Origin of the sequence: Zavarzinella sp., from assembly GCA_041399155.1 — a bacterium.
Taxonomy (GTDB): domain Bacteria; phylum Planctomycetota; class Planctomycetia; order Gemmatales; family Gemmataceae; genus JAWKTI01.
Genome location: JAWKTI010000001.1, coordinates 462,909 through 480,355, shown reverse-complemented (window position 1 = coordinate 480,355; position 17,447 = coordinate 462,909). Strand labels below are relative to the sequence as shown.

The window sequence follows — 17,447 nt, the reverse complement described above, 5'->3', positions numbered from 1 at the left end:
TGAAAATTTGAACTTTCCTACATTATTTCGTTTGGACACTCTACCCCCGGTGGGATTTTGCGCCTAAATGAAAAATTTACCTCTTAATGCCACTTACGCCCAAAAAGGGATGTAATAACGGTAACGCAGTGAAGTTTGGTCAGGGTTTCCCGATTTTATTTTACCAGCATCAACAGTATCACGAATAGCCCGCGAGACAGACTCGACCTTTTTACGAGACAATCGAAAACGCTCGCGAAGGCTTTGATTAGTCATTTTTTCATTGAAGACGTATCTAAGACAACAATGCTGGTAGGTGGCACGGATACGGTCTTCTCGCTCCATTTCCTCAAATTCTTTGTGCATAAATAACACGACAGAAGTACGTCTCTCTCCCACTCGAAAATCAGGTGCTGGCAACTGATAGGCTTCAACTTCTTGAATTACTTTGTCGATACCACTGCCTTTCTCTTCACAGATACCAAGCCGCCGCATCAGATCTGCAAGTCGTTCGTTGCGTGATTGGTACTCATCAATAAATCTATCAGGTGAAATGAACGGTTTGCCCGGGTTTGAAATCTCCATTCGGTCCGTATAGATCTCCACCATAACCGAACTGCCAGTTAATGAAAAATCCTGATGAATCAGTGCATTTGCCACAAGCTCACGTACCGCAATCTCAGGAAACATTTTTACTTCACGGCGAAGTGCTTGTTCAATCACTTCATTTGTCGGTACAAGTCCATTGACATACTCCACCAAGCCCTGGAAGCCCGATGCATAACCCTTTGTAAACTGCCTGTCGAGTTTAGTATGTAATTTGTTGGTATTCTCATAAACAATCACCCGGGACGCTTTGCGGCCTAATTTGTCAAAATCGTCCAATTTTTTCGCAAATAAAACTGCGCCAAGATTGGTGATGGACCAGAAAGGATTGTGCCTCTGGATAAGCTTTTCACTCTCGAACCGCTCTAAAACCCCTGCACGCTGACTTGGGTAGGGCAAATGAAGCAAATCGAAATAACTCTGAGTATCTAAAAGCTGGATGATTTTATCATCATCACAATCATTCTTTGCAGCTAGAAATAACCAATCAGGTTGACCTTCGGCAAAAATCAATCGCAGTCGGTCTTCACTCATTGGAACAAGTTCTTCACCTGCCCGCATGAGATAGGAGCCTTCAAAATCATACACCGTTCCTAAAGGGCGGCTAGGAATGTGAAAGACAAGCACACGGCCGTCTGGATGAGCTACCTCTTCGATATCAACGCGAAAACCCAGAGTTCGAAATAGCTTTGAAGCCATTTCCACTGGATTATTGAATGCGAGGGTACCCACTACTTTCCGTGGCGGTGCATCCTCGATCCCCAAAAGCAAATACCCACCACCTTCATTCGCAATCGCAACACAGTATTTAAACAGTTTTCGATTATCAAACTGTGTCTTTGCTTCCTTGAATTCCAGATGTTGGTGTTCAGAAGGTGCATTTCGCCAATAGTCAATTTGTTGAATCGTAGTCATAAAATAAGTGTGAAGTAAATATAATTTAGCAGTGTTCGTATGCCTATAAAAATAGATACAATTTAGGTCAAATCTACAAAATTAAATACGGTTATTAATGGCATATTAAAGCTCAGATACGCTCAAATCCAATTTCTTGCAAATACGACCAGATGGGGTCATAGAAAGCAGATGAACGAGTCGGATCGCGTTCATCCCCTTCAGGCACTACGATTACCATCCCTTGCCGGGCACGGGTTAACAGAACGCGGTACGCATTTTTGAGATACATCTGTCGATCGGGCTTTCTAATTCTTTGCCACCGATCTCCACGAAATTCGTGGTGATCCCAGCCCGATGGGGCGTATCGGAAGTCGCCATCCCAAACGACACAAGTCCAATCCAGTTCAAGCCCTTGAACATGAAACTCTGTGGCAGCATCTTCAAGGTAATAGCTGGAACGTACATCTTCTTTGCCGTGCAGGAACCAGTGTATCGGATCGATTGGATAACGGATATCGATCGCATGTGGTTTGAGTCGTTGTGCTTGCGAGGAAACGACGATACCATACCGTTCCGTACCGCGGGCGTGGTGTTGCAACCATGCTTTTGCAGAATTGAGACTACGGGTAACTCGGATTGGGTATCGATCAGATATCTGTCGAAGTGTGTATTTTGCTGCATTTGCGTCAAGATCAAGCAGTTGTTTGACCAGCAAGGATACGTTCTCGGCTCGAAAGCTTCGCATTGAGACGCCTAAATGTAGCTCATCACAAAATTTTGCATTCTGAAAATTTCTGACATGTTCCACAATGCGACCAGCCGCATATTCACTATCTGTTAATTTTGAGGAAAGTCGTAGCTGCCATTCTGGAAACCGACGTTGCACCGATTCAATCCACTCACGAATCCCACCCTCGCCTGTGTTAATTTCCTGGCCACCACCAACAAGACATACAATGACTGCCCAGTCTGGGTGTCTATCCAAACAACTAATGAGAAATTCCGGCTCACTCATTGAGAAATGGGGCCGATTTTTCTTGGCTTTCATGAACTTGGCAGTCTGTTCCAAGTTCCATGCTCGTTGGGCTTCATCAAAAATCGCAACATGTTCGACAGGCGGACGGGATTCATCAATCAAGCAATCGTCGCGGAAATGATGAACATTTTGCACAAATGCTTTAACTTCACTGCGTGCTTGCCCGATTTTTGATTTTCTTCCTTCTTCGATATCACGGCGGACTTTGTCTCTTGCGAGTGCTTCCCGCAAAATCGCAACCAACGGACCATTACCAGAAAGAAAGACGCTATACAAATCATCTTCAGGGGTGAAATGTTGCGTTGCAATGTTTAGCCCAACAAGTGTTTTGCCCGCACCCGGAACTCCCGTAACAAAACAAATTACCTTTTCGCTTAAATCACGTGCCTGTTGAATGATCGTTGATAACGTTTGCGACGTCAGGCTCAAATTGGTAGCACTTGCATCAGTTCGCGAAATTTCCTGGACATCATGACCAGCATACAACGCCAATGCCGCTTCAACAATTGTTGGAGTTGGGCAATATCGTCCATGTTCCCAGGATATTGCTTCGATGATCGGTCCATCTGTTGTAGCTAATACCGATCGAATTATGACTTCCAGTTGGGCAGGTGTACAGGAAATAGGTTCAAATAATTTGTCGTTATGTTGTGTTTGTCGGATAATTGTCTCAGCACTGGTGGCTTCTGTTGCGATCAAGATCGGTGCAATATAGAGATCATGCGAAGTTTCGTGAAAATGCTTCAGATCCAGCGCATAGTCGTAAACTTGGTCAATTGCATTTGCATTAAATCCCGTTTCTCCGACTTTAAACTCCATTACGAAGACGACCGATCCTGTAATTACGACGGTGTCAATCCGTTTCCCAAGACGTGGCACACTGTATTCGAAAAACACACTTCCTGATGGATATGACTTCAGGACATTCTGCAAAATTTTGATTTCGGTCATCCAGGCATCGCGTTGAGTAGCCTCAATTGCATGTGCACTATTTTGAACCAGAATACCAAGAATTTTTGCGTCATCTTCGCTTAGAAAGTTTGAAATTGTTGCTTGGTAATGTGCGCGACTCATTCAGAACTACCTGGTACCATCAATGAACTAAAATTGTACCAAAAATTCGATATCCAAAATCAGCATTTCCAGAAGTTGAGAATAGCAGAAGTAAAATTGATTAAAGATTCTTAATTTTTGAAAGCCGGAAAATGGTGGGCTGAACGGCAATTTATTTCACCGGATACAGCGTGGGTGCTGCCGGAATTGTATCACTGATGGGCCCGGTGGGCTTTGGAAGATCGATCGGAGACGATTTACTACCTGTTTTCCCCTGGTGTGAAGGGAAACCGGGCAGTGGCGAAGTCACTCGATCTGGCGATGGGATCATCGCACCGACGGGCTTCACATCGTTTTTCCCACTGTAGGTGGGGCGTGGCAGGTCGGGTAAGCCCACAGGGGTGGTGCTTTCCGGCATCGGCAATTTGGAAATCGGCAGCATTTCCGGTTCTTTCAGTTCTGGTTCCTGCACCGGGGCTGTTTCGGGCTGCACAATTCCCGTGCTGGGCAAACCGGGTGAAAATCCCCCTAGCTCGGTAGTGGGAATCATCGTTGGCTGTGTAGGACTGGCCACAGGTGGCTGATTCATCGGAACCAGCATCATCTGTCCAGGATTACCAGGCACAGGCTGCAACGTAAACATTGTCCCTGCAGGTAGTTGCGGAGTATTGGCTACTACAGGTTGCTGCACCTGGGGTGCGGGGTAACCTGTCTGGTAAATGGGCTGTTGAGGCACCATAGCTGGTTGAGGCACCATCTGCGGCTGTTGTACGATCGCCCGATTGGCATTCATGGGATAAACCATGCCGCCGGAGCCCACAATTGGCTGACCATTCATCGGTGCGTTGGTAGGCATACCAACTGGCAGGTTCTGCCCGGCAGCTACTTTGGCAAATGCCGGCGACTGCACCCGCATGTTTTCTGGTTCGGAAAACATGTATTGACTGAGAGAAGTATTCCCTTCAATCAAACTGTTGCGTTCCGAGGTACAACCAGTTAAGAAACTGGTGACACCAAGAATCGATGGAATCAGCAAACGCTTCATAATAATAGCCCACATAGAAAATTGGTGCCTGGTATTCCCCACCTTTGCTCACCGGAAAATCCCGTTAGCGAGGTGCCGGTGCCACAGCCGGAATTGGTGCCACACCCAGAGGTGCATCTTCATTCCGTGGGTTCAGTAAACCCATTGTTTCCATCTGGTATGCCTGCTCACGCTGAAGCGGGAATGCTGGCTCCTTCGGAAAATACTGTGGGGGGTGCTTCAAGTAATGTGGGCTGGGTAAGGTCATACCACCTTCCCAGGTTTGACAGCCGGTTAAACCGCACACCGCAGTGAACGCAATTGTCAGCACTTTTGAAATTCGTTTCCAAATGAACATGCCTAGTATCCCCACTCGCAATTGTTGCGACAGTCACAATCGATCTCGTTAACTGGTCTATCGGCAAGATCGGCAAGCTGGTTCAATCGAATTAACTGATTCAATCGAACTAATTTGGAAATTTCGCTGCACTGCACCCTGGGTGTTGGGCAAGTTGAAAAACTAGGCAAGCTGGAAAAATGCAACTTGAGTCTTCAACAGACTCAAATGATTTACATATAAAATAATCACTAATGCATTAATGATCAAAAAGGTATTTGCTGTACCGGCGGGGCTATATTTTCAATGGAAAAGTAGCGTCTGGCCATATCATGAAGATGAGAACCAACCAGCTTTTGCCAAGGTGAGACGATGTTTCCTGTGGATGCCATCCGTGCCCGGTTTCCTGCACTCCAGCGTGAAATGAACGGGCGTAAAGCGGTATTCTTCGATGGTCCCGCTGGCAGCCAGGTTCCGTCAGTGGTCATTGAATCGATCAAACACTATTACGAGCATCATAACGCCAACCACGGTGGGAGCTTCCTTACCAGTCGCGAAAGCGATGCCGTTGTTGATGGTGCACGCACCAAAGTGGCCAGTTTTCTGAACGCACGCAGCGACCAGGAGATTGTGTTTGGTGCGAACATGACCACGCTGACATTTGCTTTTTCGCGTGCTCTGGCAGCCACCTGGCAGCCGGGTGATGAAATTCTGGTTTCTCAAGCCGACCACGATGCCAACGTTTCTCCATGGGTGCGTGCTGCCGCCGATCGTGGGGTAACGGTGAAGCATATTCCCCTGATTTCCCCCTCATGCCGGCTGGACCTGGAGGCTTTTCAGCAACTGTTAAGCCCCAAAACCAAACTGGTTGCCGTGTCCTGTGCTTCCAACGCCGTGGGGACGATTCAGCCATTTCAACAGATGATTCCGCTGGCACATGCTGTGGGAGCGGAAGTATTTCTGGATGCAGTTCACTTTGCCCCCCACCAGTTAGTTGATGTGCAGGCGTGGGATTGCGATTATCTCTGTTGCTCAGCGTATAAGTTTTTCGGGCCCCACGTGGGGATCTTGTACGCGAAACAGCACCGACTGGAAGAATTGCAACCATATAAAGTACGCCCCAGCCCGGAAACCAATCCAGATCGCTGGATGACAGGCACTCAGAACTTTGCCGCCATCGCTGGGGTGGGTGCTGCAATCGATTACCTTGCCAGCATCGCACCCAGCACTGGGCCGGTTCGCACGCAGTTAGAAACCAGTTTTCAGCAGATAAATGCTTACGAACAGCAACTTTGTGAATATTTTCTCACAAAATTGGCATCTATCCCAGGTTCAAAAGTATGGGGCGTAACCAAACAAGACAATTTGTCTGATCGCGTGGCAACATTTGGAATCACGTTTGATCGTCACACCCCACGTCAGGTGGCAGACGCACTTGCAGAATATGGCATTTTCAGTTGGGCAGGCAATTTTTACGCACTGCCACTGACAGAAGCCTTGAATCTGGAGCCAGAAGGGATGCTGCGGATTGGCTTGTTACACTACAACACCACAGAAGAGATAGATTATTTGGTAAGCTGTTTGCAGCAAATATTAGAATAAAATGAAAAAATTGCCCGCACCGGGCAGTTCAATCGTTATTACCATGGACGAAAATCGTCTACTATAATGAACATTGCTGCATATTGCCCACATACTGTGGCATAGTTCAGTGGAATATTGTCGAAACCCGCTTGTGGCTATGGTCGATTTTCTGCAATAATGTGCTAGGTCTGGTGGCAATGGAAATTGCCGCCCTGCGATACCTTGGATTGAAGGTGGATTTCATGAAAGCATCCTATGTCCGGCAATTGAGCTTATTCTGCACGCTTGTCGTGGGTCTGATCCTGTTTACCTATTCCTTGCAGGCACAACAGCAAATTATTCAGCAGCCCGGTGGTGGGGTGGTCATCATTGGGCCAGGTGGCGTAGTCAAACCTGGGCAGCCCAAAAATCAGGACCGCGACACGCAGGAATTGTTCTACCTGCCTGTCGACGAAAAAGCAGGCCCCAAAATTGAAGCGGTGCTGAAATACCTGACTGGCAGCGAACCAATTACCCCACGTTTGTGGGAAGACCTGATTGCGGTTCTGCAGGGGATGCTGGATACACCAGACGACAAACTTGTAGAAGTGAAGGACAAAGATGGGCGATTGAGCAAAATCAGCACCCGCATTGAAGCCAACCGCATTATTGGCATGTTCCCCGATGAAGGGATGGATTTCTACCAGCGGGTGGTGGGCCCGGATGCTGCAGGCAAACTGGAACTGGCTCTGACCGATGGCAATTTTGCCGCACTGGGCGAGATTTCATCCCGCTATTTGCACACAAAAGCGGGTGGCACCGCCACCGCACTTGCCGCAATTCAGGCAATGGACCGTGGGGAATATCAATTAGCCACCAAATTGTTCGAGCGACTGCAATCCCGCAGTCCGAAGAATGAACTGGCGTCTGATATTCTGTTCTGGACCGCACTGGCATTAAAACGGCATTCGCTGGATCCCAAGAATGCCAAGATGGCCGATGAATACTGGACACGTTTTGCCAAAACCGTGAATAACGGTCAGGTAACCCTGGGCACCAAAACATTTACGTACGATCAGTTACGCAAAGAGTACGACAAAGTCAGCGTTTCCACAACTCGTGAAACCAACGACTGGGTATCGATCCGTGGTGCAAACGATAATAACGGTCGTGGGATTGGTAATCGCCCATTCCTGGAACCATTATTTGAGCTGAGTTTCTTCCCACCGAACGTGGAACCGGAGAAACGAGCAGCCGGGGAACCTGAAGACAAAAACACTCCTGAAGCGAAAGAGTATCTAAAGAAAAGTATCGAAGAATCGATGAAATCGCTGTCACTGAAAAATCAGCCATTTCTTCCCACCTTTTATCCAGTGGCAACCGCAGGGAAAATTCTGTTTCGTACTTACGAAGGTGTTTATGCGGTGACCGCGCGAGATGACCCAGCACGCAACCTGAAAGCGGGTGAAATGGAATGGGTTTCCCGTGATAGTTATGGTCTGTGGCAGATGGTCAGTAACGAAACCAGGCGAAAAAGCTTTGATTCCCTGCTCTTCGGGCCGCACAAAACGTTCAATAGTGCTGGGATGCTGTTGCAGAACACCACCACAGGCATGATCAGCCATGATGGGCGGTATTGTTACTATGTGGATGACATTGCCCTGCCCCCACACCCGAACATGTTTAACAACATTAACAGGAATATTGGTATTGGGATTCGCAACCAGGGCCCTTCATACAACTTTGGTGTGTTTAACGATTTAGTTACCCACAGTCGATTGATTGCAGTTGAAATTGAGACTGGTAAAATTGCCTGGAGCATCGGCTACACGAGTGATGATGATGCCGCTTCGGGAACAACGAGACCTGTTACCCCCACAACAGGAAGACTTCAGCCTGGAATCCAGGATCCTCTAGTACCTGTTGCTCCAGAAGCTCCCGCGAATGGCGGTGGCAATAATCCGAAACTGAATCAGATCGAATACCTGATGGAAGGTGCAATTATTCTTAGTTCGCCTCTATCTATCGGTGGTAATTTGTACTTCATCATCGAAAAAGACGGTGATATGCGGCTGGTCTGTATTGATCCACTGAAAATGCAGCCGAACAAACAGAAAAGCTCGCCTGGAAGCAGTTCCACTGCAAAGTTCAAACCCCACACAACGAAAAACATTCCCACCCTGCTCTGGCAGCAATCGCTGGGACAGCCGAATGCCAAATTACCAGACGACAGCATCCGTCGAATGCACGGCATTCAATTAGCCTATTCCGATGGAATTATTGTTTGCCCCACCAATTCAGGTGCATTACTGGGGATTGACCTGCTTGACCACAGCTATGTGTGGGCCATTAACTACCGCAGCACCAAACAATCGGGCGACTCTGGTGCCGGCGGTGAAGAAAACTTTGGTGCAGTGCCATTTAACAAAACTGGCTCCCAGGTTGTGAATTACGATATGCGAGATCGCTGGCATGCTTGTGCCCCGATTATTGCTGACGGCAAAGTCGTCTTCACTGCTTATGATTCCGAAACCGTGGATTGTGTCGACTTGCAAACGGGTAGACCAATCTGGTCGAATGCCATCAGCCGACAGGAAGGGGTGTATCTGGCTGGCGTTTACAACGAACGAGTTTTAATTGCTGGTAAAGGTTATGTTCGCTTTTATTCCCTTGCGACGGGCAATTTAATTAAGGAAATTGCCACTGGTGGCATGCCTACCGGTTTGGGAACAGCTTCACGCGATATCTATTATCTCCCACTGAAGCCAAATGATCCACTGGCAGAACCAGGGATCGTGGCAATTGATTTAAAATCGATGAATACTAACGGCATGATCCGATCCCGCAAAAAAGAAGCGGTGGGCAATCTGCTGTTTTATGATGGCGATGTTTACTCAGTCACACACACGAATATTAAAGCATTTCCACAGTTGGAAAAACGGATTCAGGAAACGGAAATACGCCTTGCGAAGAATCCCAAAGATCCCATCGGCTTGTTAGATCTTGGGATGTTGCAGATGGATTCCGGTCGGCTGACGGTGGCAATCGAAACCCTGCGAAGCTGCCTGAGCAATAACCCCGATGCCCCCACCCGCAGCAAGGGACGGGAAAAACTGTTCGACTGCATGACCGAACTTCTGTTAACCGATTACACTTCCGGTGAAAAAATCCTGGATGAATACGCTCAACTGTGCACGGTGGAAATACCCGCCACTGCCACAGAACAGGAACGCAAACAACTCGAACACGAAGAGTTGCAACGCAAAGCCAACATGTACTGCCTGATGGCGAAAGGGAAAGAAAGCCAGGGCAAACTGCTGGAAGCGTTCGAAAATTACATGGCCTTCGGTACGCTGGTGGGCGATCAGGATAATATCAGCATCATTGATGAGCCTTCCGCAAATGTGCGGCCCGATGTGTGGGCACGCAGTCGGATTCTGGCAATGATTAAGAAATCGAAACCAGAAGACTTGATCCCACTTGAAGCACGCGTCAACAAAGAATGGGCTGCTATTCAGGCAACGGATAGTCTGGATCGTTTACGAAGTTTCGTCCGCGTATTCGGTGGTATGTTCGATGCTGGCAATGAATCTCGAATCGTGCTTGCTCGAAAACTCGCAACGACTGGCGATGCCGCCGACTTGCGGGAGGCAGAATATAGTCTGCTGGGAATCCGTGCCGAAAGCGATAAACTTGCCGCAGCGAAAGCCACTGAAGCACTTGCAGGCCTCTATATTCGAAAAGGTCTGCTCGATGATGCGGTGGGCATGTATTCGGAACTGGGGGTCAAGTTCAAAGACATTACAGTTCGTGATGCGAAGACTGGCGATGACTATTACAACGAACTGGTTACCGATAAACGGTTTTTATCTTACCTGGAACCAGCCACCCGAGAGTGGGCTTACCCTCGCCTGAAAGCGGAAGAATCACGTGGTGGCCCCACCGGTGCCTATCGTGGCAACACCATTAACATTCAGACATTTGGTGAGCAACTGCCTTATCTTCAACGCAACCGTTTGACGCTGGATACCACAGGACGCGCCAGTGGTGGGCGTGGTGGCTGGTCACTGCGACTGGTTGATCGCGTCACTGGTGAAGAAGCAAAAAACAACACTCCTGGTGTTGGATACGACAACCTGCAATACCAGTATCAACAGTATCAGATCCCGTACCAACCAGTACAGGTGAAAGGGCATATTGCGATTGTGACCATCAATGGGAATTCACCAAACGGTACTCCCAATATGGTGGCAACTGCATTTGATCTCGCAGACAATACCCGCCTTTGGGAAGAAGAACTTCGTGGTGGGTCCAACCAGGCGATTGTCGCACAGATTCAACGGTATGCACCAGATATTGATGGCATTCGACTGTACATGAACGATGGCTCATCATTTAAAGCTGGGCAACGCTGGCTGGTTGAGCATACATTTACTGTCCTGCTCTCAAAAGATGGCCTGATTGCCAAGGACAATGCTCGCGGTACCACTCTCTGGACGAAGCCGAACGTATCCAACCGAACGGAAATTACAGGCAACTCCGAGTACGTGTTCACTTACGAGATGTCTACTGATGGCACTGTATCTTCCGTGCGGTGTTACCGCGCTGGAGATGGTGCCGAAGTTTCAATTCCAGACTCGGGCCAGGTATTTACGAACATCAAAAAAGCGACATTGCTTGGCAGAGAAGTATTGGTCATGGATGAAGCCCGCAAAATGTTGCGGCGATATGACCTGTTAACCGGCAAAGATATCTGGACAGTTCCAGTTCCAGAGAAAGGAATGATGTTGAATGCCTACTCGCAGCGATTCACGGGCTATGTAACGCCGGAAGGTGATGTCCGCGTGATGTCGATTGATGATGGCAAAGTCATTTTCGAAGCGAAGATGGATGAAAACATGTTGGCAACCCACTTTGAAAAAGTGAAGAAAGTGGAACTGTTCGATGATGCCCAACGCTTTTACGTGATGCTCAACGGTGAGAGTGTGAATAACGCCCGCCGGTTTGGCAATCAGGCGTTCAGTTTCTCCATCAACTCCACGCCAGTGAATGGTCACATGTACTGTTTTGAACGTGCTACTGGTAAACGACTGTGGTACACCGATCAGCAATTACAGAACCAGTTGATGATTACTGATCATTTTGAAGATATGCCTGTGATTATTGCAGCAAACTTCGATCAGAAGCTGAATCAGGCGGGTGGGTTCATTGCAATGGAACGAAAGTTTGTCGCCATTGACAAACAGACCGGCCGCAGTCTGATCAAGAATACGAAGCAGAATTCTGGTAACCAGTACTACGTGCTGCAACTCGATCCGAAGCTGGGAGTTATTGAGGTGGTCAGTAACGATGGTACCAAAGTGCGATTTTCGCCGGATACCAAAGATGGCCCACGATCAGATGCTAAACCAGTTGAAAAACCGGATACCACAGCAACCACGGTTCCACCTCCAGGAAATATCATTCGCCCACCCGTTCGTATTGGTGGGGGAATTCGGATACAACCAGGAATCAGAGTACCGCTTCCTGCCCCTGTCCCGCTTCCGGCACCAGTGCCCGCTCCGAAGAAATAGTCAATGGACGATCCTTTTCAGTTGAGCCGATTTCTGGAAGCTCAGTCAGATCAGTATTCGATTGCATTCTCAGAGATTCGGTCTGGTCGAAAGCGTTCCCACTGGATGTGGTACGTTTTTCCCCAATTTGTCGGTTTAGGCACCAGCCCCACCGCACAGTTATATGCAATTAAAAGTCATGCGGAAGCAGAAGCATATCTGCACCACCCAGTTCTGGGTGTTCGATTACAGGAATGCTTTGCAGCAGTGTTGGAGCATCCGGAGAAATCGGCCTACGACATCTTTGGTACGCCGGATGATTTGAAGTTGCATTCCTCTGCCACCCTTTTTGGTGCGATATCATCCAGTGGTTCAGTCTATGCCCAGGTACTGGAGCTATTTTTCGGCGGGAAGGCTGATTTGAAAACCTTGAAGTACCTGCAAATTGGCCAGAAGGACGTTGGCTGAACAAGGATTTACGCACCATCCACCAGTTTCAGAGATCTCAGAATATGATGTGCGAATGAACTAATTTTTATTTATATAAAAGAGGTTTTTTGTGCGAATTCTCTGGGTTGAAAACCATCTGATCTTCGCCCACGTTGCTGGAAGACAATTCCTCGCGTCACATGAGGTATTGATTGTGCCTACAATTGCAGAAGCCAGAAAAGTTTTGAAAACAGAAATGTTCGATGTAGTCTTATTGGATTATGATTTGGATGACGGGAAAGGAACTGAACTGGTTAAGGAGATCAAGCAATTTCAAAATGTCGCATTGATCGCGGTATCGTCCCACACAGAAGGGAACAATTTACTGAAATCCGCAGGCGCAGATCATTCCTGCACCAAGTTACACTTTCATGAAATAGCAAAAGTCATTTCTTCAGTCACATAAGGGCTATTTGATTTCCACAAGATTCTGGCGAAGCATCGGGCTACTGCCAATCTGTGCGATCGATCGACAGAATGAATCAAGCCAAACCATCTTTGCAGTTTGGCCACTTCAATTCGGAGTAGTGTCCGCTTCTTCTTCCTGTGGGGGTTTATACGGTTCATATACAACACGGTTACGGCCCAGTTCTTTCGCCCGATACATGCACGCATCCGCAGCAGCAATCAGTGCTTTTTCTTCGGCTTCACCATTTAATGGTGCGGCGGCAATTCCCATGCTCACGGTAATCGGGATTACTTTCCCTTCAAAGCGAAATACCTTTTCTTCAATCCGTTTGCGAACCCGTTCTGCCACATCCAGAGCCTGCGGAGCTTCTGTTTCCACCAGTACCAGTGCAAACTCCTCCCCACCGGTGCGTGCAAACAGGTCTTCACGGCGGACAAATTCGCGAACAGCCTGTGCCAATTCCCTCAGCACATAGTCGCCGGCCAGGTGGCCGTAAGTATCATTCACCTTCTTGAAATGGTCGATATCGAACAGGCACAAGGTCAGAGAACGGTGGTGCCGATTGGTTCGCTGGATTTCCCGCTCCAGAAAATCTTCAAAATAGCGAACATTGGCAATCTGGGTAAGAGCATCCTGAATCGTCAGCTTGTAGATTTCTTCGTGGTAGTCGACTTCGACATTCCCCCCACAGAGATAACGGAACATCGTGCTGCCCAATCGAAGATAATCACCATCGTTCAGGCGGATCGGTTCCCCACTGCGGGCCATTTTTTCGTTGACATACGTGCCATTGGTGCTGTTCATATCCAGCACAAAGTAGTCGTTTTTTATCGGTTCCAGGCGTGCGTGCCGACGGGATATCGAGGCATCGGCAATGACGATGTCGCATGCCTCATCTCGCCCAAGGATATAGGGCTTTGTGGTCAAAGTGAAGCGTTTCCCGAGTGATTTCCCATGGGGGTAAATCATCACAAGGCAGAATTCGTCGAATGCTGACTCTGGCTTATCCCGATTCTGAATAACGGTATCGTAAAGCTTTTTGGCCATCCCAGACTCTGTTAGCAGACCCAGCCACTCGGTCTGGGTCGACCTTCACCAATAGCATAATTCATCAACTGGGCAATTAGGAGAAATTTTACCGATTATTGTCAGTTTTGATGCGAAAAATGAATCACTTTATCGCATGAGTAAAAATTATCCGGCTTAAAGCGCCTTTCGTATTGCAAGCAGACCCTCTCGCAGCCGGATAAAATGAGAGTTTCTCATTTTTTATCTGCAATTGTGCTTCCACTGAAATAACGTTTTAATCAATTTCTTCGTTTTCTTGGGAATCATTGTTACAACGTTGCATCACCCACCTGGATCGGTTATGCTGACCTGTGAAACGCCGCGAAGCCAAAGCGAATCAACCCTGATCTGCCCGACAAGGGTGCTAGAGGGAAAATGCGATGAAGCGATATGTGAGCTGGGGCACCTTCTGGATTTTCTGGATGATCTTTTTGATTGCACCTGCGGGTGCGGCAGATGTGAAAGGGATCACCATTAATGAAACTGCAAAAGAAGTGCTGGTCGATGCCGTGGTAGCGCCTCGCAAATTGCCCACATTTGAACAGGTTTATCCCATTGAAGTGGTGGCCTGCTGGCCCCACCCTAAAGGCAAAAAAGCCCACGAAACCGTGGTGACGATTGATGTCAAACCCAGTCAAGTTCATGCAGCACTGGAAAAAATTGGCCTGAAGCCCGGCAAGCCGGCACGTGGGGAAGAAAAACCAGTAGCGGAAGGCACCGAAATCAAAGTGTTACTGGAAATACCCCAAGGTACGGGAACTCGTCGGTTGTCGATTCATCGTTTTTTAATCGATCCCAAGACAAAGCAGCCATTTCCGAGAGAGGTGAAATTCCTGTTCACAGGGTCAGTGCTGTCGAAGCCAGATCCTACAAAGCCTGAAATGGTCTACGGTGCGGATCTTACAGGCACCCTGATTGCAATATATCCGGTCACCGATGAAACAGTCTGCCAGACTTCTTTAACGATGAAAGAAGAAAAATACCTTAAACTGGATGTCAACAGTACACTACTACCTAAGGAGGGGACTGCGGTAAAATTGGTGTTTACTGCGGCAAAATAAGATGCAGGACCGCTTTTTCTTATTACTGACGCCATTACTGGTGGGCCTGATTGGGTGCGGCAAACCTGCGCCAGTGGCTCAGGTTGCAGTGTTGGATCAGCCGACAGTCGTAAATCACGCGCCTGAAAATACCACTCCAGAATCTCCCCAAAAACCCGATGTACCAGACAAACCGGACACCACAAAGACCGGTTTTGAGTTTTCCGAAGACGATTCTGGGCAGAGATTGGCACAACTTCTGGTTCCTGCGGTGGATCTGGACCAGACAAGGAAACCCCGTCAGCCACAGCAACCGTATCTTTCAGGTCCTAAATTACCAACACCAGACGTGCTCTCTGGGATCAAGGTGGGGGAATTGGCACGCCCCAAACCACCAGTCGTGGCGATGATGTTGCCACAGGCACTGCCGGAATCACTGGAAACCAATCCGTTCGTGTGGCCTCACCCTCAAGAGTTGGAAATTGAGATTTCTGCGGCACCGCTGCACCGCGAACCTCGATTGGATCCCCCACCTGGCAGTGGGTATCCTGCACTGGGCAGTCAGTTACCACCAAAATTACCCACAGGTGACCCAACGCGGGAGTATACACGTGAAGAATCACTATTACGCAATATGCCGATTCGGCAATTGATGTTACCTTTCACCCCACTGGTAGTGCCACAACCACTGCAATTGGGTCCGAAAGGTGATGAGAAATCTATGAGAAAACTGCCTGAAGGCGCACCATTGCCGATGGTGTTGCCACTGCCCGGTCTGCCAGACGTGGAAACGATGAAAAAATGATGAGGAAATCAATTACTTGGGTTTGCCAGGCACGATACTGATTCCACCAGGACCAGACGGGAATGAACCAGGCATCTCCTGACGTGGGTTCACGCCAGTGATATTCACTTCCGGCACAGTCAAATCAATATTTACCGGATCTTTCACAACATATTCGGTTTCATTATTGGCACGATCACGGCATCGCATTCGAATATTAAACAAGTAGCCTTTATCTGTGGGGGGATACCAGCTGTACTGTCCCACATTTTCTATCCAGTCAGACGTTATTTCAGTCCATTTAACGTCTTTATCGGTACCGATTGAATATTCCAGACGAATTGGAGAAGCTGCCAGATTGGCATCGACCGCTTTCCAGCGAATATCCACAATGGGCCCACGATCAGACGCACTGACACGGACACCTTCATCAACCAGTTCAGGCTTTTTGGTATCGACCATGATGGCAAAATCACCCTGTTCGCCATCGACAGGAGCTCGTCGAGATGGTCCTTTGTGATTGTGGGCAATCACAATGTAGCTGTAAACGCCATCCTCTTCCACCTCGTTGCTCAAACTGATTGGAATGGGACCTTCTTTGTTACCTGGAGGCTTTTGAAGTTTCGCATCCGTGGACACTAATTGCCATTTCAGTTTATCATCAGCCCGATACAGTTCTGATTTAACAATCCCCGAAGGGCCAGACATGATGGTGCTGTTAATCGTAAAATTTTTCGTCGCAACAAAATGCAGCGATGGAGATGAAGCCCGATTAGAAGTAACCGGGCTGAGTTCCATATTGTTGCCTGGATTGCCCACGGGATTTAAGGCGGGGTTACGTGGCTGTTCCATCGCAATGCCAGTGCTCGGTCGGCAACCCGCACGAGAAGACACCAACTGTGGGGTGCTTTCAACTACATTTCCAGCCTTATCGCGAGCAATCAGCCGCACCTGCATGCGGTCTTCGGGCTTCATTTTCCAGAATCGCTGGTGGCGTGGGCCAAAAAGCATTCCCTTGTCCAGTTCCTGGTAGGTACCCACACCATCCCACCGGTATTCCAACTTTACTGCGTTCTGGTTCAGCATGTTGGTATCGGCAATGTCCCACTCTAAACCGGGGAAGCCATCCTGATCCACCACCGGACGGACAGACCGGATTTCCGGCTTCGTGCGATCGGCAACATAAACACGTTCCGCACGCAGATCGGCAGTAGATGCCGGCACTTTGACACCATCGGAATAGATAGTCATCAGTGCGAAATTGTGGGTGCCTTCTTTCAAAAAGCGATATGTAAACGCAGATCGGCCAGCTCGGGCACGGTCCGCTTCTACCCAGGGGCCATTTTCAATCTGTACGTACAGCACCACCTGTGTGGCTTCCGCATTGTTGATGCGGAACGGCAATTCAACCGTTGAATTGCTGGTGTAAGTCACCCGCCCTTCAGTAATCCCTTCTGCACCATACGAAACACTGCCTGTGGCAAGCAGACCGCCCAGCAGGAAACGCTTTATCGCTCTTCGAATCACGGCATGTCTCCTTACTTCCAGGCCCTCAGAACGTTGTTTACTCTGGTTGCATTGAAAAGTCAGATCCTTTGACTTCCCAGATT

Annotated in this window: 12 protein-coding genes; 6 read left to right on the top strand and 6 right to left on the bottom strand. The window is 48.4% G+C overall.

Features of this window, described 5'->3' with window-relative positions:
• Positions 1 to 93: 93 nt before the first annotated feature.
• The 4 genes from R3B84_02085 to R3B84_02070 all read right to left on the bottom strand — a co-directional run bounded on the left by R3B84_02085 (position 94) and on the right by R3B84_02070 (position 4,953).
• Positions 94 to 1,500, bottom strand: a complete 1,407-nt coding sequence (locus tag R3B84_02085; GenBank protein ID MEZ6139336.1) for an ATP-binding protein — start codon at positions 1,498 to 1,500, stop codon at positions 94 to 96.
• 112 nt (positions 1,501 to 1,612) lie between these two features.
• Positions 1,613 to 3,592 carry a DUF2075 domain-containing protein gene (locus R3B84_02080; GenBank protein MEZ6139335.1) on the bottom strand — a complete coding sequence of 660 codons (1,980 nt, stop codon included), beginning with the start codon at positions 3,590 to 3,592 and terminating at the stop codon, positions 1,613 to 1,615.
• A 151-nt stretch (positions 3,593 to 3,743) separates the two neighbouring features.
• On the bottom strand, positions 3,744 to 4,616 hold the full coding sequence (locus R3B84_02075; protein MEZ6139334.1) for a hypothetical protein: 873 nt from the start codon (positions 4,614 to 4,616) through the stop codon (positions 3,744 to 3,746).
• Between the two features lie 64 nt (positions 4,617 to 4,680).
• Positions 4,681 to 4,953, bottom strand: coding sequence for a hypothetical protein (locus tag R3B84_02070; GenBank protein ID MEZ6139333.1), 273 nt, complete (start codon positions 4,951 to 4,953; stop codon positions 4,681 to 4,683).
• A gap of 351 nt (positions 4,954 to 5,304) precedes the next feature.
• Here R3B84_02070 and R3B84_02065 point away from each other — a divergent pair, with 351 nt between their 5' ends.
• From R3B84_02065 to R3B84_02050, 4 genes are all read left to right on the top strand, one after another.
• Positions 5,305 to 6,534 carry a cysteine desulfurase-like protein gene (locus tag R3B84_02065; protein ID MEZ6139332.1) on the top strand — a complete coding sequence of 410 codons (1,230 nt, stop codon included), beginning with the start codon at positions 5,305 to 5,307 and terminating at the stop codon, positions 6,532 to 6,534.
• Positions 6,535 to 6,758: 224 nt separating this feature from the next.
• A complete protein-coding gene (locus R3B84_02060) occupies positions 6,759 to 12,068 on the top strand; it encodes a PQQ-binding-like beta-propeller repeat protein (protein ID MEZ6139331.1) in 5,310 nt (1,769 codons plus the stop codon).
• A 3-nt stretch (positions 12,069 to 12,071) separates the two neighbouring features.
• The gene (locus tag R3B84_02055) at positions 12,072 to 12,515 is read left to right on the top strand and encodes a DUF1810 domain-containing protein (GenBank protein MEZ6139330.1); all 444 of its coding nucleotides are present in this window, start codon (positions 12,072 to 12,074) and stop codon (positions 12,513 to 12,515) included.
• 91 nt (positions 12,516 to 12,606) lie between these two features.
• Entirely contained in the window at positions 12,607 to 12,942 is a 336-nt protein-coding gene (locus R3B84_02050) for a response regulator (GenBank protein MEZ6139329.1), read from the top strand.
• 108 nt (positions 12,943 to 13,050) lie between these two features.
• On the opposite strand, the gene R3B84_02045 is transcribed toward R3B84_02050, so the two are convergent.
• Positions 13,051 to 13,992: a GGDEF domain-containing protein gene (locus tag R3B84_02045; protein MEZ6139328.1), complete on the bottom strand. Its 942-nt coding sequence runs from the start codon at positions 13,990 to 13,992 to the stop codon at positions 13,051 to 13,053.
• Positions 13,993 to 14,393: 401 nt separating this feature from the next.
• On the opposite strand from R3B84_02045, the gene R3B84_02040 reads away from it, so the two are divergent.
• Together R3B84_02040 and R3B84_02035 are read left to right on the top strand one after the other, a co-directional pair.
• A complete protein-coding gene (locus R3B84_02040; GenBank protein MEZ6139327.1) occupies positions 14,394 to 15,074 on the top strand; it encodes a YdjY domain-containing protein in 681 nt (226 codons plus the stop codon).
• Between the two features lies 1 nt (position 15,075).
• Positions 15,076 to 15,858 carry a hypothetical protein gene (locus tag R3B84_02035; GenBank protein ID MEZ6139326.1) on the top strand — a complete coding sequence of 261 codons (783 nt, stop codon included), beginning with the start codon at positions 15,076 to 15,078 and terminating at the stop codon, positions 15,856 to 15,858.
• Between the two features lie 12 nt (positions 15,859 to 15,870).
• Here the strand turns inward: R3B84_02035 and R3B84_02030 are convergent, their stop codons facing one another.
• Positions 15,871 to 17,364 (bottom strand): hypothetical protein, encoded by a 1,494-nt coding sequence (locus tag R3B84_02030; protein ID MEZ6139325.1) that lies wholly within the window; start codon positions 17,362 to 17,364, stop codon positions 15,871 to 15,873.
• Between the last annotated feature and the right edge of the window lie 83 nt (positions 17,365 to 17,447).